19 protein-coding genes are annotated in these 23302 nt (G+C 37.3%); 13 read left to right on the top strand and 6 right to left on the bottom strand.

Annotation, left to right across the window (positions count from 1 at the left end; genetic code table 11):
- Positions 1-51: 51 nt before the first annotated feature.
- The 4 genes from CFY84_RS02125 (at position 52) to proP (ending at position 4494) form a co-directional block, all read left to right on the top strand.
- The gene (locus CFY84_RS02125) at positions 52-873 is read left to right on the top strand and encodes a tetratricopeptide repeat protein (RefSeq protein WP_088822548.1); all 822 of its coding nucleotides are present in this window, start codon (positions 52-54) and stop codon (positions 871-873) included.
- Between the two features lie 88 nt (positions 874-961).
- Entirely contained in the window at positions 962-1624 is a 663-nt protein-coding gene (locus CFY84_RS02120; protein ID WP_088822547.1) for a TetR/AcrR family transcriptional regulator, read from the top strand.
- A gap of 74 nt (positions 1625-1698) precedes the next feature.
- Entirely contained in the window at positions 1699-2619 is a 921-nt protein-coding gene (argF, locus tag CFY84_RS02115) for an ornithine carbamoyltransferase (protein ID WP_088822546.1), read from the top strand.
- A gap of 396 nt (positions 2620-3015) precedes the next feature.
- Positions 3016-4494, top strand: a complete 1479-nt coding sequence (gene proP / locus CFY84_RS02110) for a glycine betaine/L-proline transporter ProP (protein WP_088822545.1) — start codon at positions 3016-3018, stop codon at positions 4492-4494.
- Positions 4495-4548: 54 nt separating this feature from the next.
- On the opposite strand, the gene hrpA is transcribed toward proP, so the two are convergent.
- Complete coding sequence (gene hrpA / locus CFY84_RS02105; protein ID WP_088822544.1) at positions 4549-8400, bottom strand: ATP-dependent RNA helicase HrpA; 3852 nt, start codon at positions 8398-8400, stop codon at positions 4549-4551.
- 273 nt (positions 8401-8673) lie between these two features.
- Here hrpA and ahpC point away from each other — a divergent pair, with 273 nt between their 5' ends.
- The gene (gene ahpC / locus CFY84_RS02100) at positions 8674-9237 is read left to right on the top strand and encodes an alkyl hydroperoxide reductase subunit C (protein WP_088822543.1); all 564 of its coding nucleotides are present in this window, start codon (positions 8674-8676) and stop codon (positions 9235-9237) included.
- Positions 9238-9334: 97 nt separating this feature from the next.
- Here the strand turns inward: ahpC and aceI are convergent, their stop codons facing one another.
- On the bottom strand, positions 9335-9748 hold the full coding sequence (gene aceI / locus CFY84_RS02095; RefSeq protein ID WP_088822542.1) for a chlorhexidine efflux PACE transporter AceI: 414 nt from the start codon (positions 9746-9748) through the stop codon (positions 9335-9337).
- Positions 9749-9834: 86 nt separating this feature from the next.
- Here aceI and aceR point away from each other — a divergent pair, with 86 nt between their 5' ends.
- The 4 genes from aceR (at position 9835) to CFY84_RS02075 (ending at position 13043) form a co-directional block, all read left to right on the top strand.
- Positions 9835-10719 (top strand): HTH-type transcriptional regulator AceR, encoded by an 885-nt coding sequence (gene aceR, locus CFY84_RS02090; RefSeq protein ID WP_088822541.1) that lies wholly within the window; start codon positions 9835-9837, stop codon positions 10717-10719.
- Between the two features lie 80 nt (positions 10720-10799).
- Entirely contained in the window at positions 10800-11780 is a 981-nt protein-coding gene (gene tal, locus CFY84_RS02085; RefSeq protein ID WP_088823364.1) for a transaldolase, read from the top strand.
- A 73-nt stretch (positions 11781-11853) separates the two neighbouring features.
- The gene (leuE, locus tag CFY84_RS02080; protein WP_088822540.1) at positions 11854-12504 is read left to right on the top strand and encodes a leucine efflux protein LeuE; all 651 of its coding nucleotides are present in this window, start codon (positions 11854-11856) and stop codon (positions 12502-12504) included.
- A gap of 17 nt (positions 12505-12521) precedes the next feature.
- A complete protein-coding gene (locus tag CFY84_RS02075) occupies positions 12522-13043 on the top strand; it encodes a GNAT family N-acetyltransferase (RefSeq protein WP_088822539.1) in 522 nt (173 codons plus the stop codon).
- On the opposite strand, the gene CFY84_RS02070 is transcribed toward CFY84_RS02075, so the two are convergent.
- Positions 13040-14290 carry an MFS transporter gene (locus CFY84_RS02070; RefSeq protein WP_088822538.1) on the bottom strand — a complete coding sequence of 417 codons (1251 nt, stop codon included), beginning with the start codon at positions 14288-14290 and terminating at the stop codon, positions 13040-13042. The genes CFY84_RS02075 and CFY84_RS02070 overlap by 4 nt on opposite strands.
- Before the next feature lie 217 nt (positions 14291-14507).
- Complete coding sequence (locus CFY84_RS02065; RefSeq protein WP_088822537.1) at positions 14508-15764, bottom strand: MFS transporter; 1257 nt, start codon at positions 15762-15764, stop codon at positions 14508-14510.
- Between the two features lie 105 nt (positions 15765-15869).
- On the opposite strand from CFY84_RS02065, the gene CFY84_RS02060 reads away from it, so the two are divergent.
- Both CFY84_RS02060 and CFY84_RS02055 read left to right on the top strand, forming a co-directional pair.
- Positions 15870-16763 (top strand): LysR family transcriptional regulator, encoded by an 894-nt coding sequence (locus CFY84_RS02060; protein WP_088822536.1) that lies wholly within the window; start codon positions 15870-15872, stop codon positions 16761-16763.
- 112 nt (positions 16764-16875) lie between these two features.
- Positions 16876-17610, top strand: a complete 735-nt coding sequence (locus tag CFY84_RS02055) for an SDR family oxidoreductase (protein WP_088822535.1) — start codon at positions 16876-16878, stop codon at positions 17608-17610.
- A 59-nt stretch (positions 17611-17669) separates the two neighbouring features.
- On the opposite strand, the gene CFY84_RS02050 is transcribed toward CFY84_RS02055, so the two are convergent.
- Both CFY84_RS02050 and pepN read right to left on the bottom strand, forming a co-directional pair.
- Positions 17670-18233 (bottom strand): lipocalin family protein, encoded by a 564-nt coding sequence (locus CFY84_RS02050; protein WP_088822534.1) that lies wholly within the window; start codon positions 18231-18233, stop codon positions 17670-17672.
- Positions 18234-18418: 185 nt separating this feature from the next.
- Positions 18419-21022 carry an aminopeptidase N gene (gene pepN / locus CFY84_RS02045; protein ID WP_088822533.1) on the bottom strand — a complete coding sequence of 868 codons (2604 nt, stop codon included), beginning with the start codon at positions 21020-21022 and terminating at the stop codon, positions 18419-18421.
- Positions 21023-21282: 260 nt separating this feature from the next.
- Here pepN and CFY84_RS02040 point away from each other — a divergent pair, with 260 nt between their 5' ends.
- Together CFY84_RS02040 and thiM are read left to right on the top strand one after the other, a co-directional pair.
- A complete protein-coding gene (locus CFY84_RS02040) occupies positions 21283-22440 on the top strand; it encodes a hypothetical protein (RefSeq protein ID WP_088822532.1) in 1158 nt (385 codons plus the stop codon).
- A gap of 18 nt (positions 22441-22458) precedes the next feature.
- A complete protein-coding gene (gene thiM, locus CFY84_RS02035) occupies positions 22459-23277 on the top strand; it encodes a hydroxyethylthiazole kinase (protein WP_088822531.1) in 819 nt (272 codons plus the stop codon).
- Positions 23278-23302: the final 25 nt, after the last annotated feature.

The following is a 23302-nucleotide window of genomic DNA, read 5'->3' as shown; positions in this document are numbered from 1 at the left end:
TGAAAACCATTTATAAAAGATAATAATTCTCATTTGTATATGGAGTTTCACGTGGGTGCTTTCCGTGACTTTAAAAAAATTATTCGACAACAAGAAAAAGAAATTCAATCTTTTTATCAGATTGCATGTGACTTTATGCAACAGCAGCGATTTACAGATGCTGAAACTTATCTTTATAAAATAAAAACCATTAAATCAAACGACCCTGTATGGATGTACGGGCTTGGTAATGTTTATCGCATGCAAGCACAACATACATTGGCATACCATTGGTACATGCAGGCTGCAGAATTAAACCATGCACCATCTTTTTATCATTTAGGTTTAATTGAATTTAAGCGTCATAATTATACCCTTGCTGAGCACTACTTAAAGTCTGCAGTCATGCACGGCCATACTGAAGCTTATATTACGCTTGGGCAGATTTTTTTAAATCAGTATCATCTCAATGCTGCAATTTATTATTTTACCCAAGCTAAAGCTTATCAACATCTTGATGCCTACTTACCACTTGCACAGGCTTATAGTTTGCAAAAGCGCTATGATGTTGCACATGAACTGCTTGCAACTGCATATCAATTAAATATTGCAGACACAGCACATTACTTAGGAAACGTATATTGTCAGCAGCGTGCATTAAAGCAAGCCAAAGACTGGTACGCCTATTCATTTCAAACCGAATTTAATCTGTCATCACTTGAGCAATTGGGACAAATTTTATGTACTGAGCAACAAATCATTTTAGGCGAAAAAATTATTCAGCTTGCGCATCTGCTTGACGAAGAAACGGTATTAACAGATGAACAACACGCCCTATTAGGATCCATTACAGGAGATGAAACACAACTTTATGCACACTTTAAGCTCAGATAAAGTTGACAATTTGACGAAGTATCACTTTTAATCAAGATTATTTGCTATGCTATAAAGATAAATCTTTGTTAATAATGATATACACCTCATGTTAAATTCAGCAGAGCATTACTTTAATGAACAACCACAAACGAAAAGAGGCGTTGAAAGATGTATTGCGCTGCTAAATACAGCTGCAGAATTGTTTGTTCAAAAAGGTTATGAAGCTGTTTCGCTTGACGATATCGTGCAGCATGCAGGCGGATCAAAAGCATCGATTTATAAATTTTTTGGTAGCAAAGATGGTTTATTTAAAGCCATTTGTGATTACAAACGTAAAATATGTTTTGAAGAAATTTATTCAAATACACATTGTGATGAATTAGATATTCGAACATTCTTCACCACCATTTTACAAAATGTCTATACTTATTTAATGCATCAAGAAAACATTCAATTTTTAAGATTGCTTTTAGAACGTGCCAACCTAGACCCTGAACTTGCCAATTATCTGTATGATAATGGTCCACAACATGTACTCACCGATATTTGCCAATCATTAATTCGAGCCACAGAGCAAGGATTAATTGTTTGTGAACACCCTGAACATTCTGCAAAAATGCTGTTGGGAAGTGTTTGGCATTTTGAATGGCAGATGTTAATGGGTGCAGTACAGCAACAAAGTCCTGAAGAAATCAATGCCTACATCCATTACTCTGTTAAATATTTCTTAAAAGCACACGAATATAAACAATTTTTTGATTTTGAATAATTATATATAGTATATTCGACGATTGCTTTTTCATTAAATAGATAATAATTGCCTTGCAATTATGTGGAGTAACTATGGCACTACGCCACTTTTTGACTTTAAGTGACCTGTCCTCAGCTGAACTAGAACAAATTATTACCCGTGCACAAGAATTAAAACGCTTACAACATGAGCGAAAAATCTATCAACCATTTATTGGTAAAGTGCTAGGCATGATTTTTGAAAAATCAAGCACACGAACACGCGTATCATTTGAAGCAGGCATGAGTCAATTTGGTGGACATGCAATTTTTTTATCTTCACGGGATACTCAGCTTGGACGTGGCGAACCTATTGAAGATTCTGCACGTATTATTTCAAGCATGCTCGACATTGTTATGATCAGAACCTTTGGGCATGACATTATTGAACGCTTTGCTGCACATTCAAGTGTTCCTGTGATTAATGCACTAACCGACGACCATCATCCCTGCCAATTACTTGCAGATATTCAAACTTTTGTTGAACATCGCGGCTCTATACGTGGCAAAACAGTTGCATGGATTGGTGATGGCAACAATATGTGCAACTCATATATTGAAGCTGCACATTTATGGGGCTTTAAACTGAAGATTGCATCACCAACAGGCTATGAGCCTAAAGCAGAGTTTTTAAATCCATTTGCCGATTCTGCTAAAATTGTTGCCTCAGCACAAGAAGCGGCACAGGATGCAGATCTTATTGTGACTGACGTTTGGGCATCAATGGGTCAAGAAGAAGAACAGAAAATTCGAGAGAAAGCATTTAAAGACTATCAGGTGAATGAAACACTCATGCAAATTGCTCACCCTGATTGCTTGTTTATGCATTGTTTACCTGCACATCGCGGTGAAGAAATTTCAGAAAATATGCTCGATTATAAAAATTCAGTAGTTTGGGATGAAGGTGAAAATCGACTTCATGCTCAAAAAGCATTGATTGAATTTTTATTAAATGCTCAATTAGAAACACACTAAAAGCATTAGTACATTAATTAAGCCATCGCAAGGTGGCTTATTTTAAAAATTTATGAAAATAGAGCCCACAAATTACCTTTTGTTACTATATCAAAACAAGATATTAAAAATGGATCTATTTACAAAAAGTAAAAAATATATAACAGCAACTATATAAAGTTAAAACAGTGATTTAAGAGCAAATCTTTATAATTGTAAGTCATTGAATTATTTTACTTTTCAACGTTACAAGAAAAAATATGTGTGGTTTGTACATATGTTGCACTTATTTTCTCTTGTCATGTGAACATTTAACATCTTTAAATTTAATTGTTTTTCGCTTAATTTGATGAGTAATGACTACTCATAATACGAATAAAGCAATTAAAACAATTTTACAGCACGACTGGATTTTACATGCGCGGATTTAGACGGAACAACAAACCGATTAATATTAATGATGTTAGTATTGTCGATGATAGTAAATCGAAACAAGCGATTAAAGCAGCAGCTCTAGGGAATGCCATTGAGTGGTTTGACTTTGGTGTATATGGCTATGTCGCGATTGTAATAGGAAAGCTTTTTTTTGCAGGCGTAGATCCCAAATATCAAACGATTCTTGCACTCGCAACATTTTCTATTGCATTTGTTTTTAGGCCACTTGGCGGGATTATATTTGGTCGTTTAGGTGATAAATATGGTCGTCAAAAAATCTTAGCTACAACGGTTATCTTAATGACCGTCAGTACTTTTGCCATTGGATTACTACCAACCTATGCCACAATTGGCATTTTAGCCCCCATCTTATTGATACTTATTAAAATTATACAAGGGGTTTCTGTGGGTGGTGAGTATACAGGCGCCATTGTGTTTGTTGCTGAATATGCACCTGACCGTAAACGCGGCTTTATGGAAAGCTGGCTCGATTTTGGTTCAATCGCTGGATTCTTAGTTGGCGCAGGAACAGTATCTCTCCTCACTTACATTCTTGGTCAACAAACATTTGAAGACTGGGGCTGGAGAATTCCATTTTTGCTGTCGTTACCACTTGGTTTAGTGGGTTTATACCTTCGTCATTCATTAGAAGAAACTCCTGCATTTAAACAACTGAGTGAATCAGAAGATAAAAACAAAAAAATCTCTTTCAAAGAAATTTTATCTAAATATAAGCGCAGTATGTTGCTATGTATTGGTATTGTTTTATGTACTAATGTCACTTATTACATGGTACTGACTTATTTACCGTCATATTTAACTGATAATTTAAAGTATGAAGGTAGCCTCGGTAGTGATTTAATCATTCCTGTTATGATTGGTATGCTATTTATTCAACCACTTGTGGGTTGGTTAAGCGATAAATGGGGACGTCGTCCATTTATTTTTGCAGGTAGCTTGTCATTGTTATTTTTGTCCTACCCTGCATTCTTACTGCTTGACTCTGGTGTCGCAACGCAAATCACGATTGGCTTAATTATTCTTGCACTCAGCTTAAATATGCTAATTGGTGTTATGGCTGCAACATTACCTGCACTATTTCCAACGCAAGTTCGCTTTAGTGCTTTAGCAATTGCATTTAACATCTCAATTGTGATTGCAGGTTTAACACCAACTGTTACAGCGTCTTTAGTCAGTTCAACAGGCAATTTAATGATTCCTGCCTATTATCTCATGATTTTTGGGGTGATTGGATTAGTGACTGCCAGCAAGTTAAAAGAAACTGCCAACAAACCTTTATTTGGTGGTGCTCCAATGGCTATGAGTGAAGCAGAAGCTGCCGAACTTCTTGAAGAGTTTCACGGTACCATTGAAGAACGCATTGAAAAAATTGATGCTCAAATTTTAGCACTACAGAAAAAACGTCAAGGCTTAGCAGATAAACATCCTGAAATAGATTAATATCTGTTGCAATAAAAAGAGCTGCCAAATGGCAGCTCTTTTTATTGCGCGGTCTTAACGACTTTGAAATTCAGCCCATGCTTTTTCTAAACGTTTTACAGATACAGGAATTTTGGTTTTCATAGGTTGTGAAAACAATGAAATTCGGTACTCCTCCACCACTTTGTAGAACTGATCAAAATGATTATTTTTTGGACAATGAAATAACTTATCCATCCACGGATCGACTTGATCAATCGCATCTAAGTCACGGGTTAAATTGTTTGGCAATCGCTCTAAACGAATTAACAGCGCTTGCAAGTAACGCGGAAACTCTTGCCAAAGTTCAATAGGCTGCGTATAAACGAAGTCCTTTAAACGCATCAATTCAAGCTGATCTTCAATATCGTCAATCGATGCACCAAAAATACTGTCATCCAAAGCAGCCAATTGACTACGAATCGCTTGCCAATCAGTATAAATTGAATCAAGCATCGTAAGTACATGCTGCCCATGCGTCAAAAACTTGGCTTTGACTGTGGTCAGTAGTGCTTCGAACTCCTTCTGATCACATGGCAAAGATGGAATAGCTTGTTCAAGTGCAGCATAGACCAGCATATTTTCTAAATGAGTTTTATCACCTAATGGTGAGTAACTGAGTGCTAAATTTCGGCTCACTTGTTTTTTAAGCTGTCGAATTAAATCGCCTAACTGCATATGCAACAAACGAATGACACCCTGCTTATGCTGACGGATGGCCTCAGATTGGTCATTAAATGTTTGTATGACTACACCTGATTCATCTTTGGTTTTCAATTCAGCAAATGTGGTCATCGGCACCAATGATTGGTACTGTTTTACCACTACACCAGTCACTTTTTTTGATGATTCAAAAATAAAGTCTTTTGGAAAGGTATGAAAACTGCCACTTAACTGTTGCAATGGCTTTTGTGTTTCCACACGACATCGGGCCTTCAATTCATCAATGTCTCGACCTTGTTCAATAACGCGACCTTTTTCATCCACGATTTTAGCCAGAGGGAGTAGATATTGTTCAACTCGATCAAATGCAAAATCACTTTCTTTAATCTGCTCCCCACGTAATTGAAAGGCTGAAAATTTAAGTACATGTTGACGTAAGTGTGTAGCATCTAACAACTGCATAAGACGTTGTGCTGTGTTAGGAATGGGTACAACAGTTCTACGTTTATCTTTCGGTAGTGTTTTTAGCAAGGCTTCAATTAGTTCTGTGCGCCAACCCGGAATTCCCCATGACCAAATATTTTCATCAATTTGTGGTAATGCTTGTAATGGAATTTTTACTGTTGCGCCATCATCATCATGGCTTGGGTCAAAATGATATGTGGTGGCTAAACGTAATGCACCGTTATGCCAATAGTCAGGAAACTGTTGCACTGTTGGGCGGTCATCCAGCCACAATGATGCTTCATCAATATATAAATAACGTGGCGTTTGTGCTTCAACTGTAGCACGCCAATCTTCAAAGCTGCCACGACTTGCAACATCTTGAGGTACTTTGCTTGCATAAAATTGATAAATGGTTTCTTCATCCACCACCAAGTCACGACGACGTAATTTGTCTTCGACACGTTCAACTTCAGACAGCTTTGCCAAATTATGCTTTAAAAATGGCGGTACTATACCAAGTTCACCTGTGGTGAGTGCATCACGCAAGAAAATCTCATGCGCTGCTGCTTGGTCTACCTTTTCGAAATTCATTAAACGCTTTGGTTCAATGACTAAACCAAATAATGTAATTTGAGCATAAGCACGAACAATACCTGCCTTTTTAGACCAATGCGGCTCAAAATAGTGATATTTCAATAAATCTCGTGCTGCAAGCAAAATCCATTCAGGCTCAATTTTAGCCAGTGAACGCAAATACACCTGTGATGTTTCAACCATTTCAAAAGCCATCACCCATGAAGCATTTGATTTATGGATGGTACTCGCAGGAAAAATACGCGCTTTTTGCTGTCTGACTGCCATATAAACATTTCGTTCATCGGTTTTATTGGCAATAAACGACAGCAACCCCGTCAGTAACGCACGATGCAAGTTTTCGTAACTCGCAGGCTTTTCATTCAGTGAAAGTTTTAATCCAGCTGCCAAGTCTAACAATTGCACATAGGTCTGCTTCCATTCACGCAAACGCAACCAGCTTAAAAAATGCTGACGTGCAAATTGACGACGTTTATTTTCACTCATTTCAGACTTGTTGGCATCAAGCGTATCCCATAACTTCAAATAAAATAAAAAGTCTGAGTCTGCTTCTTTAAATAGCGCATGCTTTTGATCGGCTTGAGTTTGCTTGTCGGCAGGTCGTTCACGTGGATCTTGAACGGCCAATGCACTGACAATAATTAATGTTTCACGTAATACACCAAAATGTGCACCACCAATAATCATTCGTGCCAAACGCGGGTCTATAGGCATTTTTGCCATCATTTGCCCGACTTTTGTCAATTGACCTTTATTTTCATTTAATGCACCAAGCTCAATCAACAGCTTACGACCATCATTAACCAAACGATTATCGGGTGGCTCAATAAAGTCAAACTGTTCAAGATCGCCTAAACCCAAACTCTGCATTTGTAAAATAACAGATGCCAAATTAGTACGCTTGATTTCAGGTTCAGTGAATTCCGGACGGCTTAAAAAGTCTTCTTCACTGTATAAACGAATACATACGCCTGGCGCGACACGACCACAGCGTCCTTTACGCTGATTGGCTGCAGCTTGAGATACTGCTTCAATTGGTAATCTTTGTACACGCGAGCGATAACTATAACGCGAAATTCTTGCAAATCCGCTGTCAATCACGTATCGGATGTTGGGTACTGTTAATGCAGTTTCTGCCACGTTAGTAGCAATAATAATACGTCGACCACGACCACTTGGATTAAAGATCTTTTGCTGTTCTGACAACGCTAAACGAGCGTATAACGGTAAAATTTCAGTATGTCTTGGACCATGCTTTTCAAGTGTTTCTTGCAACTCACGAATTTCTTGTTCTGTACTTGCAAAAACCAAAATATCTGCATGCTCAGGGTGTCCTGATTGATCAGCATCTGCAAAACACTCTTCGACAGCTTGTACCACAGCCCGAGGTAAGCTTTCTTCAAAAGCATCAAACTCATCATCATCACTGCCTGTGATAGACAGTTCAGAGATTGGACGATATACCACCTCAACAGGGTAACTGCGCCCTTCAACTTGAAAAATTGGTGCGCCATTAAAATATTGGCTAAAGCGGTTCACGTCTAATGTCGCTGATGTAATAATAACTTTTAAATCAGGACGTTTTTTAATGAGCTGTTTTAAATAGCCCATAATAAAATCAATATTTAAAGAACGTTCATGCGCTTCATCAATAATGATGGTGTCATACTTGGTCAAGAATTTATCATGGGTTAATTCGGCCAATAAAATCCCGTCCGTCATAATACGGACAATGGATTCATTCGACCCTTGCTCATTAAACCTAACTTTAAAACCAATGGATTGCCCTAAGCGCTCACCCACTTCTTCAGCAATACGTTGTGATACACTGCGTGCCGCCAAACGTCTTGGCTGCGTATGGCCAATCATTCCTGTTAAACCGCGACCAGCAAGCATCGCAATTTGCGGTAACTGCGTGGTTTTTCCAGAGCCTGTTTCACCAGCAACAATCACCACTTGATGTTGTTGAATCGCTTCGACCAAACGATCTGCATATTGAGTTACAGGCAATTCTTGGTTTAAGCGAATACGTGGTAATGACGCCGCGCGTGACTTGACCTGTAAATTAGATTTTTCAAAAAGTGTTTGATATTCAGTTTGTTTATTTTTATCTCGATTCAGCCGATTTAAACGATGCCGATCACGCGCCATAACCAAATGATCTAGATTTAAATCTGTGCGCACTGAGTCTTATATCCTAAACGTAAATTAAACATAATATTTTACGCCACTCTGCGCTTGAGATAAAGCTAAGCAACATAAAGTTTTTTTTATTAACCCACTTGAATTGTCATAAATGATCTCTATTTTATTTAAAGGGCATGTAGTTTAAAGCGGAAACATAAGATCATTTATTTTTCCGATACCAAAGATTTAAAAATACTATTTCCCCATATAAACATTTTTTTCTATTCTAATTACCATAAATTAAATACACAGCCATCAACGGAGCACATAATGAGCTTAATTAATACTGAAGTTAAACCGTTTAAAGCTACAGCATACAAAAACGGACAATTTGTTGAAGTGTCTAATGCTGATCTTAAAGGAAAATGGTCTGTATTCTTCTTCTATCCAGCAGATTTCACATTTGTGTGCCCAACTGAGCTTGGCGATCTTGCAGACAACTATGAAGAATTCCAAAAGCTAGGTGTTGAAATCTATGGCGTATCAACTGATACACATTTCACGCATAAAGCATGGCACGATTCTTCTGAAGAAATCAAAAAAATCCAATACCCAATGGTTGGCGATCCAAGCTGGACTCTAGCACAAAACTTTGAAGTGCTTATCCCAGGTGAAGGCGTAGCTGATCGTGGTACATTCGTTGTAGACCCTGAAGGTCTAATCCAAGTTGTAGAAATTACAGCTGGTGGTATTGGCCGTGATGCGCAAGAACTTCTTCGTAAAGTTAAAGCTGCAAAATACGTACATGCTAACCCAGGTCAAGTATGCCCAGCAAAATGGAAAGAAGGTGATGCAACTCTAGCGCCTTCAATCGATCTAGTAGGTAAAATCTAATTCATCCTATATGAATTAAATTAAAAATAGCCGCGAAAGCGGCTATTTTTTTGTTTGAAACATCATTGTATTTAATCAATTTATTCATATTATTAACTTAGTTAGAATAAATACGTTGTTCTATGGTGTCATAACACCACTGAAATATAAATGTATAAAACAAAATACAAATGGTCATGGCTAAATCTAATAACAATGCATTCCAAAAACTAATGTTTAATGCATAAGCAACCATAGGAATAGTAAATAATAACAATCCACCCTCAAAACCAATTGCATGTAATATACGTACTGGAATTGTTCGTTTTAACTGTTTTTTTTGTTCAAACTTTTCAAATAAAGTATTAAATACTATATTCCAAAGCACAGATGTAATGGCCATTGCAATACCAAGACCTCCTGTCACTTCAAGCGGCATTTCTAAAATTGTACTTAAAGCAATCGCAATAATAATCAGTAAAATCACTTCATAAGTCATAGCATGAACTAATCTTTTTTTAGTGATCAGCATAAAATCCTCGTTAGTCGTTTGAATACTGACTATTTTATTGTATTTTATTGATAACCAAAGTCAGAACCTTTCAGAATTATTGATAGATGAATATTAATCAAGAGCACCTTATTATCTTTAAAACCGTGATTGAAACAGGTTCTTTTTCAGCGGCAGCACGTGTTTTGGGTAAGGTTCCATCTGCTGTGAGTATGTCAATTGCCAATTTAGAAATTGATTTAAACATTCAACTATTTGAGCGAATTGGTAGAGAGCCTATTCCAACACCTGCTGCACATAACCTCTACCAAAAGACTTTATATTTACTCAGTGAAATGAATCAGTGGAAGCAACACGCTCTCTCTTTAGGGCAAGGGTTAGAAACAGCTTTAAATATAGTGATTGCATCTGAATTAATTTACATTAATTGGATCAATTATATTTTGGTTTTAGAAAAAGCATTCCCAAGTCTTGAGATTAATATTTTTACTGCCCCCCAAGAAGATGCCTTAAAGATGTTAGTTCAAGGACAAGTGCAGTTTGCCCTGCTGTTTGAACGCGAGATTTTAGATCATCGAGAAGAGTTCGTTGAGCTATTAACAGAATCTATTGTGCCAATTGCCCATCAAAGCCATCCTTTGGCACAGCTTGAACAAGTCAGCATGCAAGACTTATTTAACTTTCGACAAATTATTGTTACCACACGCGACAACACTGTGAAACCTGAATTGTTATTTTCCAAAATGTATTGGCGTACCAATCAACATCATCTTGCACTTTCAATGATTCAGCATGGTTTAGGTTGGGGATTTATTCCAATGGAATCACTTAAAATGACCGATCAAGACGCAAAGCACCTTAAAAAGTTAAATATCCAAGAATTCACCGCCAAACTCACTTATTTTGTAGATTTGGTTTGGCACAAAGAAAATGCGCTTGGGTTAGCAAGCCAATTTTTAATTGCATATGCGAAACAACAACATAATAAATAAACAACCTCATCACGTGTTTCATAAATCTTGCCAAGAGATATGGTATAAAGTAACCAATGACCCACTTAAAAGATGGAACAATGACTCAATCAGCTTTATCTCAATTAAAAAAATTAACTACTATTGTTGTTGATAGCAGCGATTTAACTGCAATCCAAAATTTTCGTCCACTGGATGCAACCACGAACCCATCATTAATTACAGCTGCAGCCACGCAAAAAGAAAACCTTGCTTTGATTGAAAATGCATATGATCAAGCAAAAAAAGAAGGCTACCAATCTGATGAATTGATTGAACGCACTATAGATATTTTAACAGTGAAGCTTGGTGTTGAAATTTTAAAATTAATTGAAGGTCGCGTTTCAACTGAAGTCGATGCCAATTTGTCTTATGATACCGATGCAACTGTTGCTAAAGCCAAAGAATTACTGGCACTTTATGCAAGCTATGGCGTCTCTTCTGAACGTATTTTAATTAAAATTGCATCAACGTGGGAAGGTATTCAAGCTGCCAAAGTACTACAAGCTGAAGGCATTAATTGTAATTTGACATTACTTTTTGGCTTACATCAAGCCAAAGCTTGTGCTGATGCGAATGTAAAACTTATTTCTCCATTTGTTGGCCGTATCTTAGATTGGTATAAAAAAGCTGAAAATGTCAGCGAATACCCTATTGAAAAAGACCCTGGTGTTTTGTCAGTCAAAGAAATTTATCAGTATTACAAATCACATGCGATTAAAACTGAAATTATGGGTGCAAGCTTTAGAAGTACAGCACAAGTGCTTGGTCTTGCAGGCTGTGACCTACTCACGATTTCACCTGCGATTCTAACTCAACTTGAGCAAGAAACTCATGCAGTTACAGCACAGCTAACATTACCAACACAGCAAAATGAAACTGCAAATGCCATTTCTGAGCAAGATTTTAAACAACAACTCGAAAAAGATTTAATGGCCTTCCAACTTTTACAATCTGGTATTGATGGCTTTATTAAAGCACGTGAACAATTAAGCGAACTATTACGTCAGTCTTTGGGCAATAGCGCTGAAATTAAAAAATAAATGTTTGAATCTGAACAGTTATCAGCCGATACATGATATGTGTATCGGCTGAATTTTTATCTAAGGTGTTATTGTGTTAGGTGTGATTAATTTATCAACATTTATACTCGGCTCGCTGTTCATTGTTGTTTTGCCTGGTCCTAATTCATTTTATGTGCTCTCTACATCTGCAAAATATGGAGTAAAAATTGGCTATCTCGCAGCTTTAGGGGTATTAACAGGTGATTTAATCTTAATTCTAGCAACTGTCTTTGGTGCAGCATCCATCTTACATGCCTTTCCAATTATATTTATTGGCTTAAAAATTGTCGGTGCAATATATTTGTCTTACCTTGGTATAAATTTAATAAAACATGGTGTATCTATTTGGAAAAAACGCCATTTACCTACAGCACCAATACCTGATGCCATCCCACAGCGGCACATTAAACCTTATCAAACAGCTTTAACCATTAGCCTTTTAAACCCAAAAGCTATTTTCTTTTTATTGTCTTTTTTCATTCAATTTGTTGACCCAAATAGTGCGTCTCCCCTGCTCAGTTTTTTTGTTTTATCTATTATATTAGAAACAATGAGTCTGGTTTACTTAACCATACTCATTTTTGCAGGTTCAAAATTGGCGAATTATTTTACACAAAATATTAAATTGGCAAGCAGTTCAACTTGTCTGGTTGGGCTATTATTTATTACCTTTGGCATTAATCTTGCTATTTCAAGCTTATAATCAAAGAGATTAAGCAAATGACCAATTACCCTATCGAACATATTTCATCAATAGCAGCCGATCAAACTTCACTCACTGAACTCCTGATCGATTGTGTAAACAGTGGTGCATCTATTGGATTTCTAGCGCCTTTATGTGTTGCTGAAGCAACACAATATTGGCAAGATGTCGATCAAGCAATGCAACACGGTAGATCACAACTATTTGTTGTACGAGACAATGACCAAATTATCGCGGCTGTACAATTAGGATTATCTCCAAAAGCCAATGCAAAACACCGTGGTGAAGTTGAAAAATTAATGGTTAAACAATCTCACCGCAAACAAGGCATTGCAACACAGCTCATGACGCAATTAGAAACTTATGCCAAAGCATTGGAGCTACACTTACTTATTTTAGATACCCGTGAAGGTGATGTTTCAGAACAGCTCTATCAACAGCTAAATTATACTCGAGCAGGCGTGATCCCTGACTTTGCATTAAACTCTGACTTATCATATGCAGGCACTGCACTTTATTATAAGTTAATCCAATCTTAACTTAGGCTAATTTGGCGTTTCACTGCCCAAAACATTAAAGTAAAAGCAATAATAGTCAGTATCACACTGAGTATAATCACGCCGTTCCATCCGCTATGCTGCCAAAAAACACCACCAAAAGACCCCATTACACTGGCACCAAGATAACCAAATAACAGATAAAGCGATGTTGCATGACCTTGATGCACTTTAACATAAGTGCTGACATTACTGCTTGCAATGGCATGCACAATAAAAAAACCTGTCGTGACCAAAGCAATTCCGACAATAATAGTAAACAGTCCCATACTGAGTGTACATAATGCACCCATCAACATGACTAAAAGCCCAATACACATCATTGGCATACGCCCAAATTGGGTGGCCAAATGTCCTGCTAGCGAAGATGAAATAATGCCAAAGCTGTATGATAAAAAAATCAAACTAATTTGGGTTTGGCTTAAAAAATAAGGTGCAGCAGCCAAACGGAAAGTCATGTAGTTAAATAATGTGACAAAAATACTCATGATTAAAAAACCAAACGCATATGCAATTGCTAAGCTTGGTGTTTTCAAATGCATCCACCAGATTTTTCCATGAGATTTTAAATTAAATTCTCTTTTTACGACAAAATGCTTTGAAGCAGGCAATAACATGTAAAATGTAATTGCACACAAAGCACAAATTAATCCTAAAATGCTCATCGAAATACGCCATGAGAAATACTCTGTTAAGAGTCCCATGCCAACGCGCCCCATCATGCCACCAAATGCAGTTCCTGCAACATACAACCCCATTGTTTTTGGTAATGATGAAGGATGGACTTCTTCAGCAATCCATGCCATGGCCACAGCTGGTACACCACCTAAAATAAAACCTTCCATTGCCCGCGAAATCAGCAATACATGCCAATTAGAAATTACCGCGCATAACACATTAAGTATCGCTGCAAAGAACATTGAAAAAAACATCAGTCCTTTTCGTCCCAATGCTTGAGAAAAAGCGCCTGACAATACAATTGAAAATGCCAAAAAACCTGTGGTGAGTGACAACGCAAACGTACTGGTCCCTGCACTGATTTGAAATGTTTTACTGAGTTCAATAAATAAAGGCTGCACACAATAGACCAATGAAAAACTTGCAAATCCCATCAAAAATAAAGCCAAACCTGATTTTTTATAATCAGATGAACCAAAATGTATTTTATGATGATCTGTTGGTGTGGCTTTTATCTGTTCTTGCTCTGAGAGAGCAGAAGCGCTTTTCATTTTAAGACCTAATCAATTGTTATTGTAATAATCACCATAAATTCCATGCTACCACCAAATGATTTCATATGGCTAGTTTAAACGAGCTCAATTTTTTGGGTGATGTAGAATATTAAAGTACAACAATTCGATTCAATCAAAATGCTAGGTATTTTTAGAATTTTATACATAAAAAAGCAGCACCCTATTCATTGTGCTGCTGAGAGATAAAGCAGAGTTATCTTAAATTTAATTTTTTCTTCACTGACCAAGTAATAATAATAAATGCAATTAAAATTAACACGACATTTAATAATACAACAGCATGCCATCCACCATATTGCCAAAACACACCACCAAATGAACCGACAACACTGGAACCTAAATAATAAAATAATAAATAAAGTGATGTTGCATGGCCCTTATGGGTTCTAGCATTTGAACTGACATTACTGCTTGCAATGGCATGAACAATAAAGAAACCTGTGGTCACAAATGCAATGCCAATAATGATTGCATAAAGATGTGCGCTTAATGTACTCAATGCTCCGATCAGCATAAAGATAAAGCCTAAATACATAATAGGCGTTCGGCCCACCTTTTCTGCCATATGTCCTGCAATCGAAGATGATACGATTCCAAAACTATAAGACAAAAAGATTAAACTGATTTGGGTTTGGCTTAGTGAATACGGCGCAGCAGAAAGTCGAAACGTGACATAGTTAAAGAGTGTCACAAAAATACTCATCACTAGAAAACCAATGCTATATGCAACCACCAAGCTTGGCGTTTTTAAATGCCCTTTCCATGTTTGACAATGGAATTTAAAATTTATCCCTTTTTTAGCAACAAAATTTTTGGATGCAGGAAGTAAACTATAAAAACCTATTGCACAGATCATACAAGTAACACCAAGAATTTCCATTGCAGTACGCCAAGAAAAATACTCAGTCAGTAAACCCATACCAACTCGCCCCATCATGCCACCAAAAGCAGTCCCTGCAATATATAGTCCCATGGTTTTGGCTAATGAAGAAGGATGCATTTCTTCAGCAATCCATGCCATCGCCACAGCAGGTACACCACCTAAAATAAAGCCCTCTATTGCACGTGCAATTAAGAGTAAATGCCAATTCGGCGTTAAGGCACAAATAATATTTAATAAAGCTGCACAAGACATTGATGCAAACATTAATCCCTTTCGGCCCAATGCTTGCGAAAATGCGCTAGAGAGCACAATTGAAAATGCCAAAAACCCTGTGGTTAATGACAATGCCAATGCGCTAGTACTCGCACTGATATGAAATGCTCGCGTAAATTCAGGCAATAAAGGCTGCACACAATACACTAAGGAAAAGCTTGCAAATCCAAGCAAAAACAAGGCAAACCCTGCTTTTTGATATACTCGAGAACCAAAATGTATGCCTTGCTGCTCGTTGGAAGTGGTGGTCTTAGAATCTTGCTCCAGTGTCACTGCAGCAGAATGAGTTTTCATTATTATGCCTAATATTTCGTTGTTTTAGTACGATATGTATTAGGTTAACAATTCACCGTGTATATGTATAATATATTAATCATTATAAAGTCATATAAAAAATATATGGATATTCGTCATATCAGATACTTTAGAGCTGTAGCAACACATCAAAACTTTTCTAAAGCAGCGCAATATTTAGGCATTAGCCAACCTCCACTCAGTATGCAAATTCGGCATTTAGAAGATGAAATTGGTGTAGAACTTTTTTATCGTAGCTCACATGGTGCTGAGCTGACCGCTGCAGGTCAAGCCTTATTACATGCAACAGCAAGTATTGAAGAACAGTTGCAACAGGCCATCACCATGGCACAACGTACAGCCAATGGTGAACTTGGTGAGTTGCATTTAGGGTTCACAGGTACCGCTATTTTAAATCCACTCATTCCTAAAGCCATTAAACAGTTTCAAAAAATTTATCCTGAAATTAATTTAGTTTTGCAAGAAGCAAATTCATTACTGTTAATTGATGCCTTAGTTAAAAATGAGCTTGATATTGCCATCATCCGCACACCAGATGAATATCCTACTCAACTTTGCATCCAACCACTCATCTATGAAAACTTAGTTGCTGCAGTACCAAGTCATTTTGACAACCAGCAACAGCCTTATATTCATCTTAGCCAACTTAAAGATGAGTTTTTTATTGTTTCACCTTATGAGGTTAGTGCAGGCTTACATGATGTCACTTTATTGGCATGTCGGCAAAGTGGCTTTGAACCTAAGTTTGGCCCAAGCGCACCACAAATTGTATCTATCTTATCGTTAGTGGCTGCCAACTTAGGTGTATCGTTGGTGCCAGAATCTACACAGCAGGTTAAAATTAAAGGAATTCAATATTGTATGCTTCACCCTGATACTCCCAAAGTCAGTTTAGGTCTTGCATATCAGCATGATTACCACAGCCAACCTGCAATTAATTTTTCAAGTATTATTCACTCTATGCTACATGAAAATTAATTCAGCACAGGCTCTACCATAAATATACAAAGGCTGAATATATGACAGTATTGTTTTAAGTATAAGTCGCTAATGTAGTTATGACGCCATCATCTAAACAATAGGAATCATCATGACAGATCAAAAAGTGGCACTGGTTACAGGGGCATCACGTGGTATTGGTGCTGCAATTGCAAAGCGTTTAAGCCAAGATGGATATCGAGTCATTGTTAATTATGCAGGTCGTGCAGATGCTGCTGCTGAAGTCATAGAAGAAATTAACGGATTAGGGCATCAGGCTGTTTCTTTTCAAGCAGATATCTCTGACCCTCAAGCGGTTAAAGACATGTTTAATGACATTTACACCACTTATGGCGGTATCGATGTCTTGGTAAATAACGCAGGAATTATGAAATTAAACCCGTTAGCAGAGGTTTCTGACCAAGAGTTTGATGCATTAATTCAAGTCAATTTAAAAGGCAGTTTTAATACTTTACGAGAAGCTGCAAATTTACTGAGAGATGGCGGCAGTATTGTCAATTTTTCGAGCAGTGTAGTGGGTTTAAAACTTGAAAACTACAGTATTTATGCAGCCACTAAAGCTGCGATAGAAACCTTAACCACTATTTTGGCCAAAGAGTTACAAGGTCGAAATATTAATGTCAATGCCATTGCCCCTGGACCGACTGCAACAGATATGTTTTTAGATGGAAAATCAGATGCATTAATTGAAAAAATGACACAAATGATTCCTCTTAAACGCTTAGGTACTCCAGAAGATATTGCCAATATTGTATCTGTTTTGGTGGGTGCTGATGGTGCATGGATCAATGGTCAAATTATTCGTGCAAACGGCGGTATTGTTTAACTGAACACAATGATCTTCTTTGCAATGATGATGCATTAAAGATCATTGCTTTGATAGATTTATTGCGACCGCGTATGTTGAGTTCGATGTAGTTTTTCTACAGGAAAGCCTTGTTCTTTCGCTGTTGCAATAAATGAATCATATGTATCTTGCGCAATTGTTGGCGTTCTTGATAACAACCATAAATATTTGTGAGCGCCATCTCCAACCAATGCAGTTTGATAATGCGGATCAATCCGTAAAACCCAATAATCCCCTTTCGAACAAGGCAGCCACTTTAATCCTTTTGGTAAAAAGCTGACCTTCAGTTCACTTTTACCTTTATTTTGTGCATAGGCTGTACCTTGTGCGATACGTACTCGCCCTTTAGGATCTAAACAGCGATTTTTTACCGCGATGGTTTGATCTGGATTTAAGCGATAAGATGCCGTGGTGTCTGTACTTGATGTTTTTTGGAAGTAATTGGGTAGATGCGCAATTTCATACCACTGACCTAAATAACGTTCAAGGTTAATCTGATCTACCGCATGAGGACGATGTTCAGCATGTTTTTTCTTGCGATAAGCCAATGTGGCTAAGCCAATTGCCAATGCTGTCACAGTGACTAGCTTTTTTCTTTTCATTTATATGCACTCTTGATCACTCTATGGTATTTACCATAGCCTAAAGTCAATGCACTTTGTAGCCAAATCAGCTAAAAACACACACGATAATATCAATCTTAACCATTGGTAAACTCACTACATATAAAAAACACCCTTTGACCGAAATCAAAGGGTGTTCTAGGTTAAAAGCTTATTTAACGAGCTTATGCGCTTAACATACTAGTTAATGTTTCAACCACATTTTTAGACTTTACTTGTCCTTGCAAGGCCAATAAAACGTCTTTCACTTCACTACGCTTTGGTTCAGCCAAAGTATACCAACGTGATAACACTTGTAATAACCGTGCACCTAGAATTGGATTTTTTTGATCTAGATAAATTGCAAGATCAATCACATGCTGAACACCAAAATCCCATGTATGTACAGGATGACTATTTAATCCACCAAGCACAGAACGAATACGGTTTGGCGTGCCTAAATCATAATCAGGATGTTCAGTTAATGCTTGAATCGTCTCTCTTGTCGCTTGTGGATGAGCGGCTTGCAACATAAACCACAAATCTAATGATAGTGCTTCATCTTTAAATTGATCATAAAAATCTTGCAGTGCTTGTTTCGCAATCGGTGCATCATTCCATACCAATACTTTCAGTGCACCCACGCGCTGAGTCATATTTTTGTTTTGGTAGAATTGTTGCTCTGCAAGCGTAAATACATCGGCATCACCTTGACGCGCCATAAATGACAACATGATGTTTTGTAATGCACGTTCACCTTTGGCTTGAGAAAACTCAGTTTGTAATGCAGGATTTAATGCATGATAAGTTTCTTTCCAAAAACCACCCAAATGTTGTGCAAGCGCATTTAATAATGCTTCACGCTTTTCAAATACAGTAAATGGTTGGTAGTTATGATCAATACGGCTGGCTAAATAACTCTCTGAAGGCACATCGAGTAAACGTGATGCCAATAATGGATCTTTCTGAATTAATTGCGGTAAAGCATGAGTTAATGCTTGAATATAAATATCAGCCACATGGTCTTTCAACAAAATACGTTCAAGTAATGTTTGTGTAGCTTGCCACTGATTAAAACCATTGGTTTCATGCTGAATTAAAAACGCTAAATCTTCATCTGAATAATCAAACTCTAAATTTACAGGTGCTGAGAAATTACGCAATAATGAAACAACTGGTTGCTCAGTTAACCCTGTAAATTCAATTACAGCCTCTTCTTGATCAAAAAGATATACGCCATCTGGTTGATTTGATACCAATGCAGTTGAATTTAGCGGATATTGTTCACCTGTGTTTGGATGAAATAAAGCAAGTGCAATTGGAATAGGCACAGGTTTTAAATTAGGGTATTTAGGATGTGCTTTTAAGCGCTGCTTGAAAGTCAAACGATAGCTTTCGGTCGCTTGATCATATTGCCCTTCTGCCACAAGGCTTGGTGTCCCTGGTTGAGAATACCACAACAAAAATGCAGATAAGTCGATGCCAGAACCTGCAGACAATGCATATACCCAATCTTCTACAGTCACAGCTTGTCCATCATGACGGCGGAAATACTCATCTGTACCTTGACGGTATTTCTCTTTACCCAATAAGTTGGCCATCATACGGTTAATTTCCGCACCTTTTTCATACACAGTCATGGTATAGAAGTTATTAATTTCTACAAAATGATCAGGTCGTGGTGGATGCGATAATGGACCTGCATCTTCAGGAAATTGATGCGCTTTTAAAACTGAAACATCATCAATTCGCTGAACCGCTGCCGATTGTAAATCTTCTGAAAAAGATTGATCGCGAAAAACCGTTAAACCTTCTTTTAAACACAATTGAAACCAATCACGACATGTAATACGGTTGCCTGTCCAATTGTGGAAGTACTCATGAGCAATCACCGCTTGTACACGCATAATCGCATCATCAGTGGTATACGCTTCATCTGCCAATACACATGATGTATTAAAGATATTTAAACCTTTATTTTCCATCGCACCCATATTGAATTGGCTGACAGCCACAATCATATAATTGTCCAAATCATATGGTAAGCCATAATGTTCCTCATCCCAGCGCATAGAGTGCTTTAGTGCTTCCATGGCAATATGGCATTTTGGAATATCTTTGTCTTCAGCATAAATTTCTAAAGCCACTTCACGGCCTTCAGACGTCACATAGCTGTCTTTTAGAACAGCTAAATCACCAATAACGCATGCAAATAAGTATGATGGCTTTTTGGTTGGATCTTCCCAAATTGCATAATGACGATCATCACCGGCTTGACCTGTTTCTAATAAATTACCATTGGCAAGCAACACAGGAAATTTTTTATTGGCTTCAACACGTGTTGTAAATACCGATAAAACATCAGGACGGTCAGGATAAAATGTAATTTTACGGAACCCTTCTGCTTCATTTTGGGTCACATAAATATCACCAGCCTGATAAAGACCTTCAAGCATGGTATTACTTTCTGGGTGAATAATAGATTTGGTTTTAATGATGGCATGTTCAGGGGCATTTAAAATCACCAACTGCTCTGCATCTAATTGGTATTGCTCAGCTGATAATACTTGATCGTTGAGCTGCACTTCTTTTAACTCAATATCGCGACCAAGTAAGACTAAATTACCTGATGTTTGGCGTTTCATGTCTAATACAGCGTCCACAATGGTATGATCATCATACACTTGTATGTCTAAATAGACTGAATTTACAAGAAAAGTTGGTTTTTGATAGTCTTTTAAAAAAACAGTTTCATCTGTGTAAATCACAGGGTCCTGTGCAATATTCATGTTCAATCCTATATTTGAATAAAGTAAACCAGCTATGGTGTTTAAAATTTATCTGTCGCGCGGTAAACATGTATCCGTATTACATTGGGGTTTTTCCTTCTTTTCCAATCGGATTGTCACTTAAAAATTACTTTAACTGTTTTAATCATACAATTCATATGCCAATTTCAAGTTGAATCTATTATAAAAACAACAATTGAACTTAACATGTCTTTGAGAAGATTTGTATAATGGCATGTTTCTTTGTTGGATGAATAAGCATGTTTATTCAAGTCACTCAAAAGCAGTTAGACAGCAGTACCCTATGCCCTTTATGTAAAGCGGCTATGTATTGGGTACAGGGTGAACAATTTGACCAAGATATTCAATTTCATGAGTGCAGCCATTGTCAGCACCGTGTGTTTCAACATGGCAATCATAATTGCCATTGTGATCAGTGCAAAGAGCAGCGTAAAAAAGCCTTAAAACAAACACGCCACCAAGAGTTGAGAAAGCGAAAATATAAAGACATTGAAGTTCATCGTTTAGAAAAAATATCTTTTTTGAATAAGTTGTTTTTATTGGCTATTTTAGATGATCGAGTTAAAGAAGACTCTGGGCATGATGAGTACGTTCATTGGGAACAAATTAAATTTGCGCCAATTTCACCCAATATTCCCTTTCAACACGCCATAATTAAACAACTCGAAAAAGAGGGTATTTTTTTACGTACAGACCCTGAAAGTGAAGCTGCGATTTATTATATTAATGTACGTCTAGATGGTTATACCGAACCGAGCTTGTTTAGTATTACTCAGCAGCTTCGAGATTGGTTTTATCAAGATTTAAGTCAAGGTGTGCCATTCGAACACAGTGATGAAGTCAAAAGCGCATTATATATGATGCTTTATCAAGAAATTATGCAGTTTACAATGTCTATTTGCAAAACATGGAATGTACAAATTGCAGGACACCACACATTTCAGCAGCTATGCTATCGCTTATTAGAACAACTTGCTGTGGAACAGATTTTTCACCTTATTTATACCGCATTAAGCTATTTACATAAAGAAAATGTCTTACAAGCTAAAAATGATGGTTTTGTGAATACCCATCGCTTAAAAAAGACCGTTGCCCAATATCGAGAACGTGCAATTGCCCAAAAATGGGAAACACCCAACTATCCAAGACCTGAAAACCTACCCTTTAATAAAATGGGTGAAATTTTATATTTTAAATTTTTAAAACATGACCAACGCGTATTAAGCCAGCCGATTTGGCATTTATGGAAAAAAGTATCACCTCGCTTGAGCTTTTATTCCGATAAACGCTGTATGTATTGTGGTTCTCATGATTTGGAGGTCGAATATGATACTGCGGAATATATTTCATTGATTTGCCGTCATTGCAAACATCAAGACCATTATTTTACTCAATAATTGAAAAGGAATTGCTTTATGCATCAGGCTTTAGAAGACATTAAAGTACAAGTCATTGCTGCTTGGCATAATCTCCATGCTCAAAACCCTTTAGTACAATGTATTACGAATCAGGTGGCAAGCAATTATGCAGCCAATGTGCTGTTGGCTTGTGGTGCATCCCCTGCGATGATAGACAATCCATTTGAAGCAGAATCGTTTACTAAAATTAGTCAAGCACTCAGCATTAATTTAGGCACGCCGACATCTGAGCAAATGCAAGCAATGCAAATTTCAGCACGCACCGCACAGCAACACCAAATTCCTTGGGTGTTAGACCCTGTGGGATATAGTGCAATTTTACCTTGGCGCCGTGACATGACACATGAACTGCTTCAATATATGCCAAGTGTCATCCGTGGTAATGCTTCAGAAATCAGCACATTGGCAGGTCAACATAGTGAAAACAAAGGCGTTGACAGTACATTAAACAGTAAAGAGGTGTATCAATATGCAAAAACACTGCTTACACACAGCAGCTGTATTGCAATTTCAGGTAGCTCAGACTTTATTCTAGCCCATGACTTAAAGGGTGTAATTCAAGTCAATGGCGGTTCAGCTTTACAAACCAAAGTCACAGCATCAGGTTGTGCATTAGGTGCTTTAATTGCTGCATATTGCGCTGTTGCACCAATCAGCATTGCAACCATTGCAGCACATGTCCATTTTGCGATTGCAGGTCATTTGGCTGCACAGCAATATCAAACCATTGGCAGTTTTAATGTGGCATTTTTGGATCATTTACATCATATGAATTCTGAGAAAATTGAACAATACATTGATATACAGTATGTTTAATTTCAAAAGGCGGTATTTTATACCG

This window comes from Acinetobacter apis (assembly GCF_900197575.1).
Classification (GTDB): Bacteria; Pseudomonadota; Gammaproteobacteria; order Pseudomonadales; family Moraxellaceae; genus Acinetobacter; species Acinetobacter apis.
The sequence above is the reverse complement of the archived record's forward strand: the minus strand, read 5'-3'. Positions and strand labels throughout refer to the sequence as shown.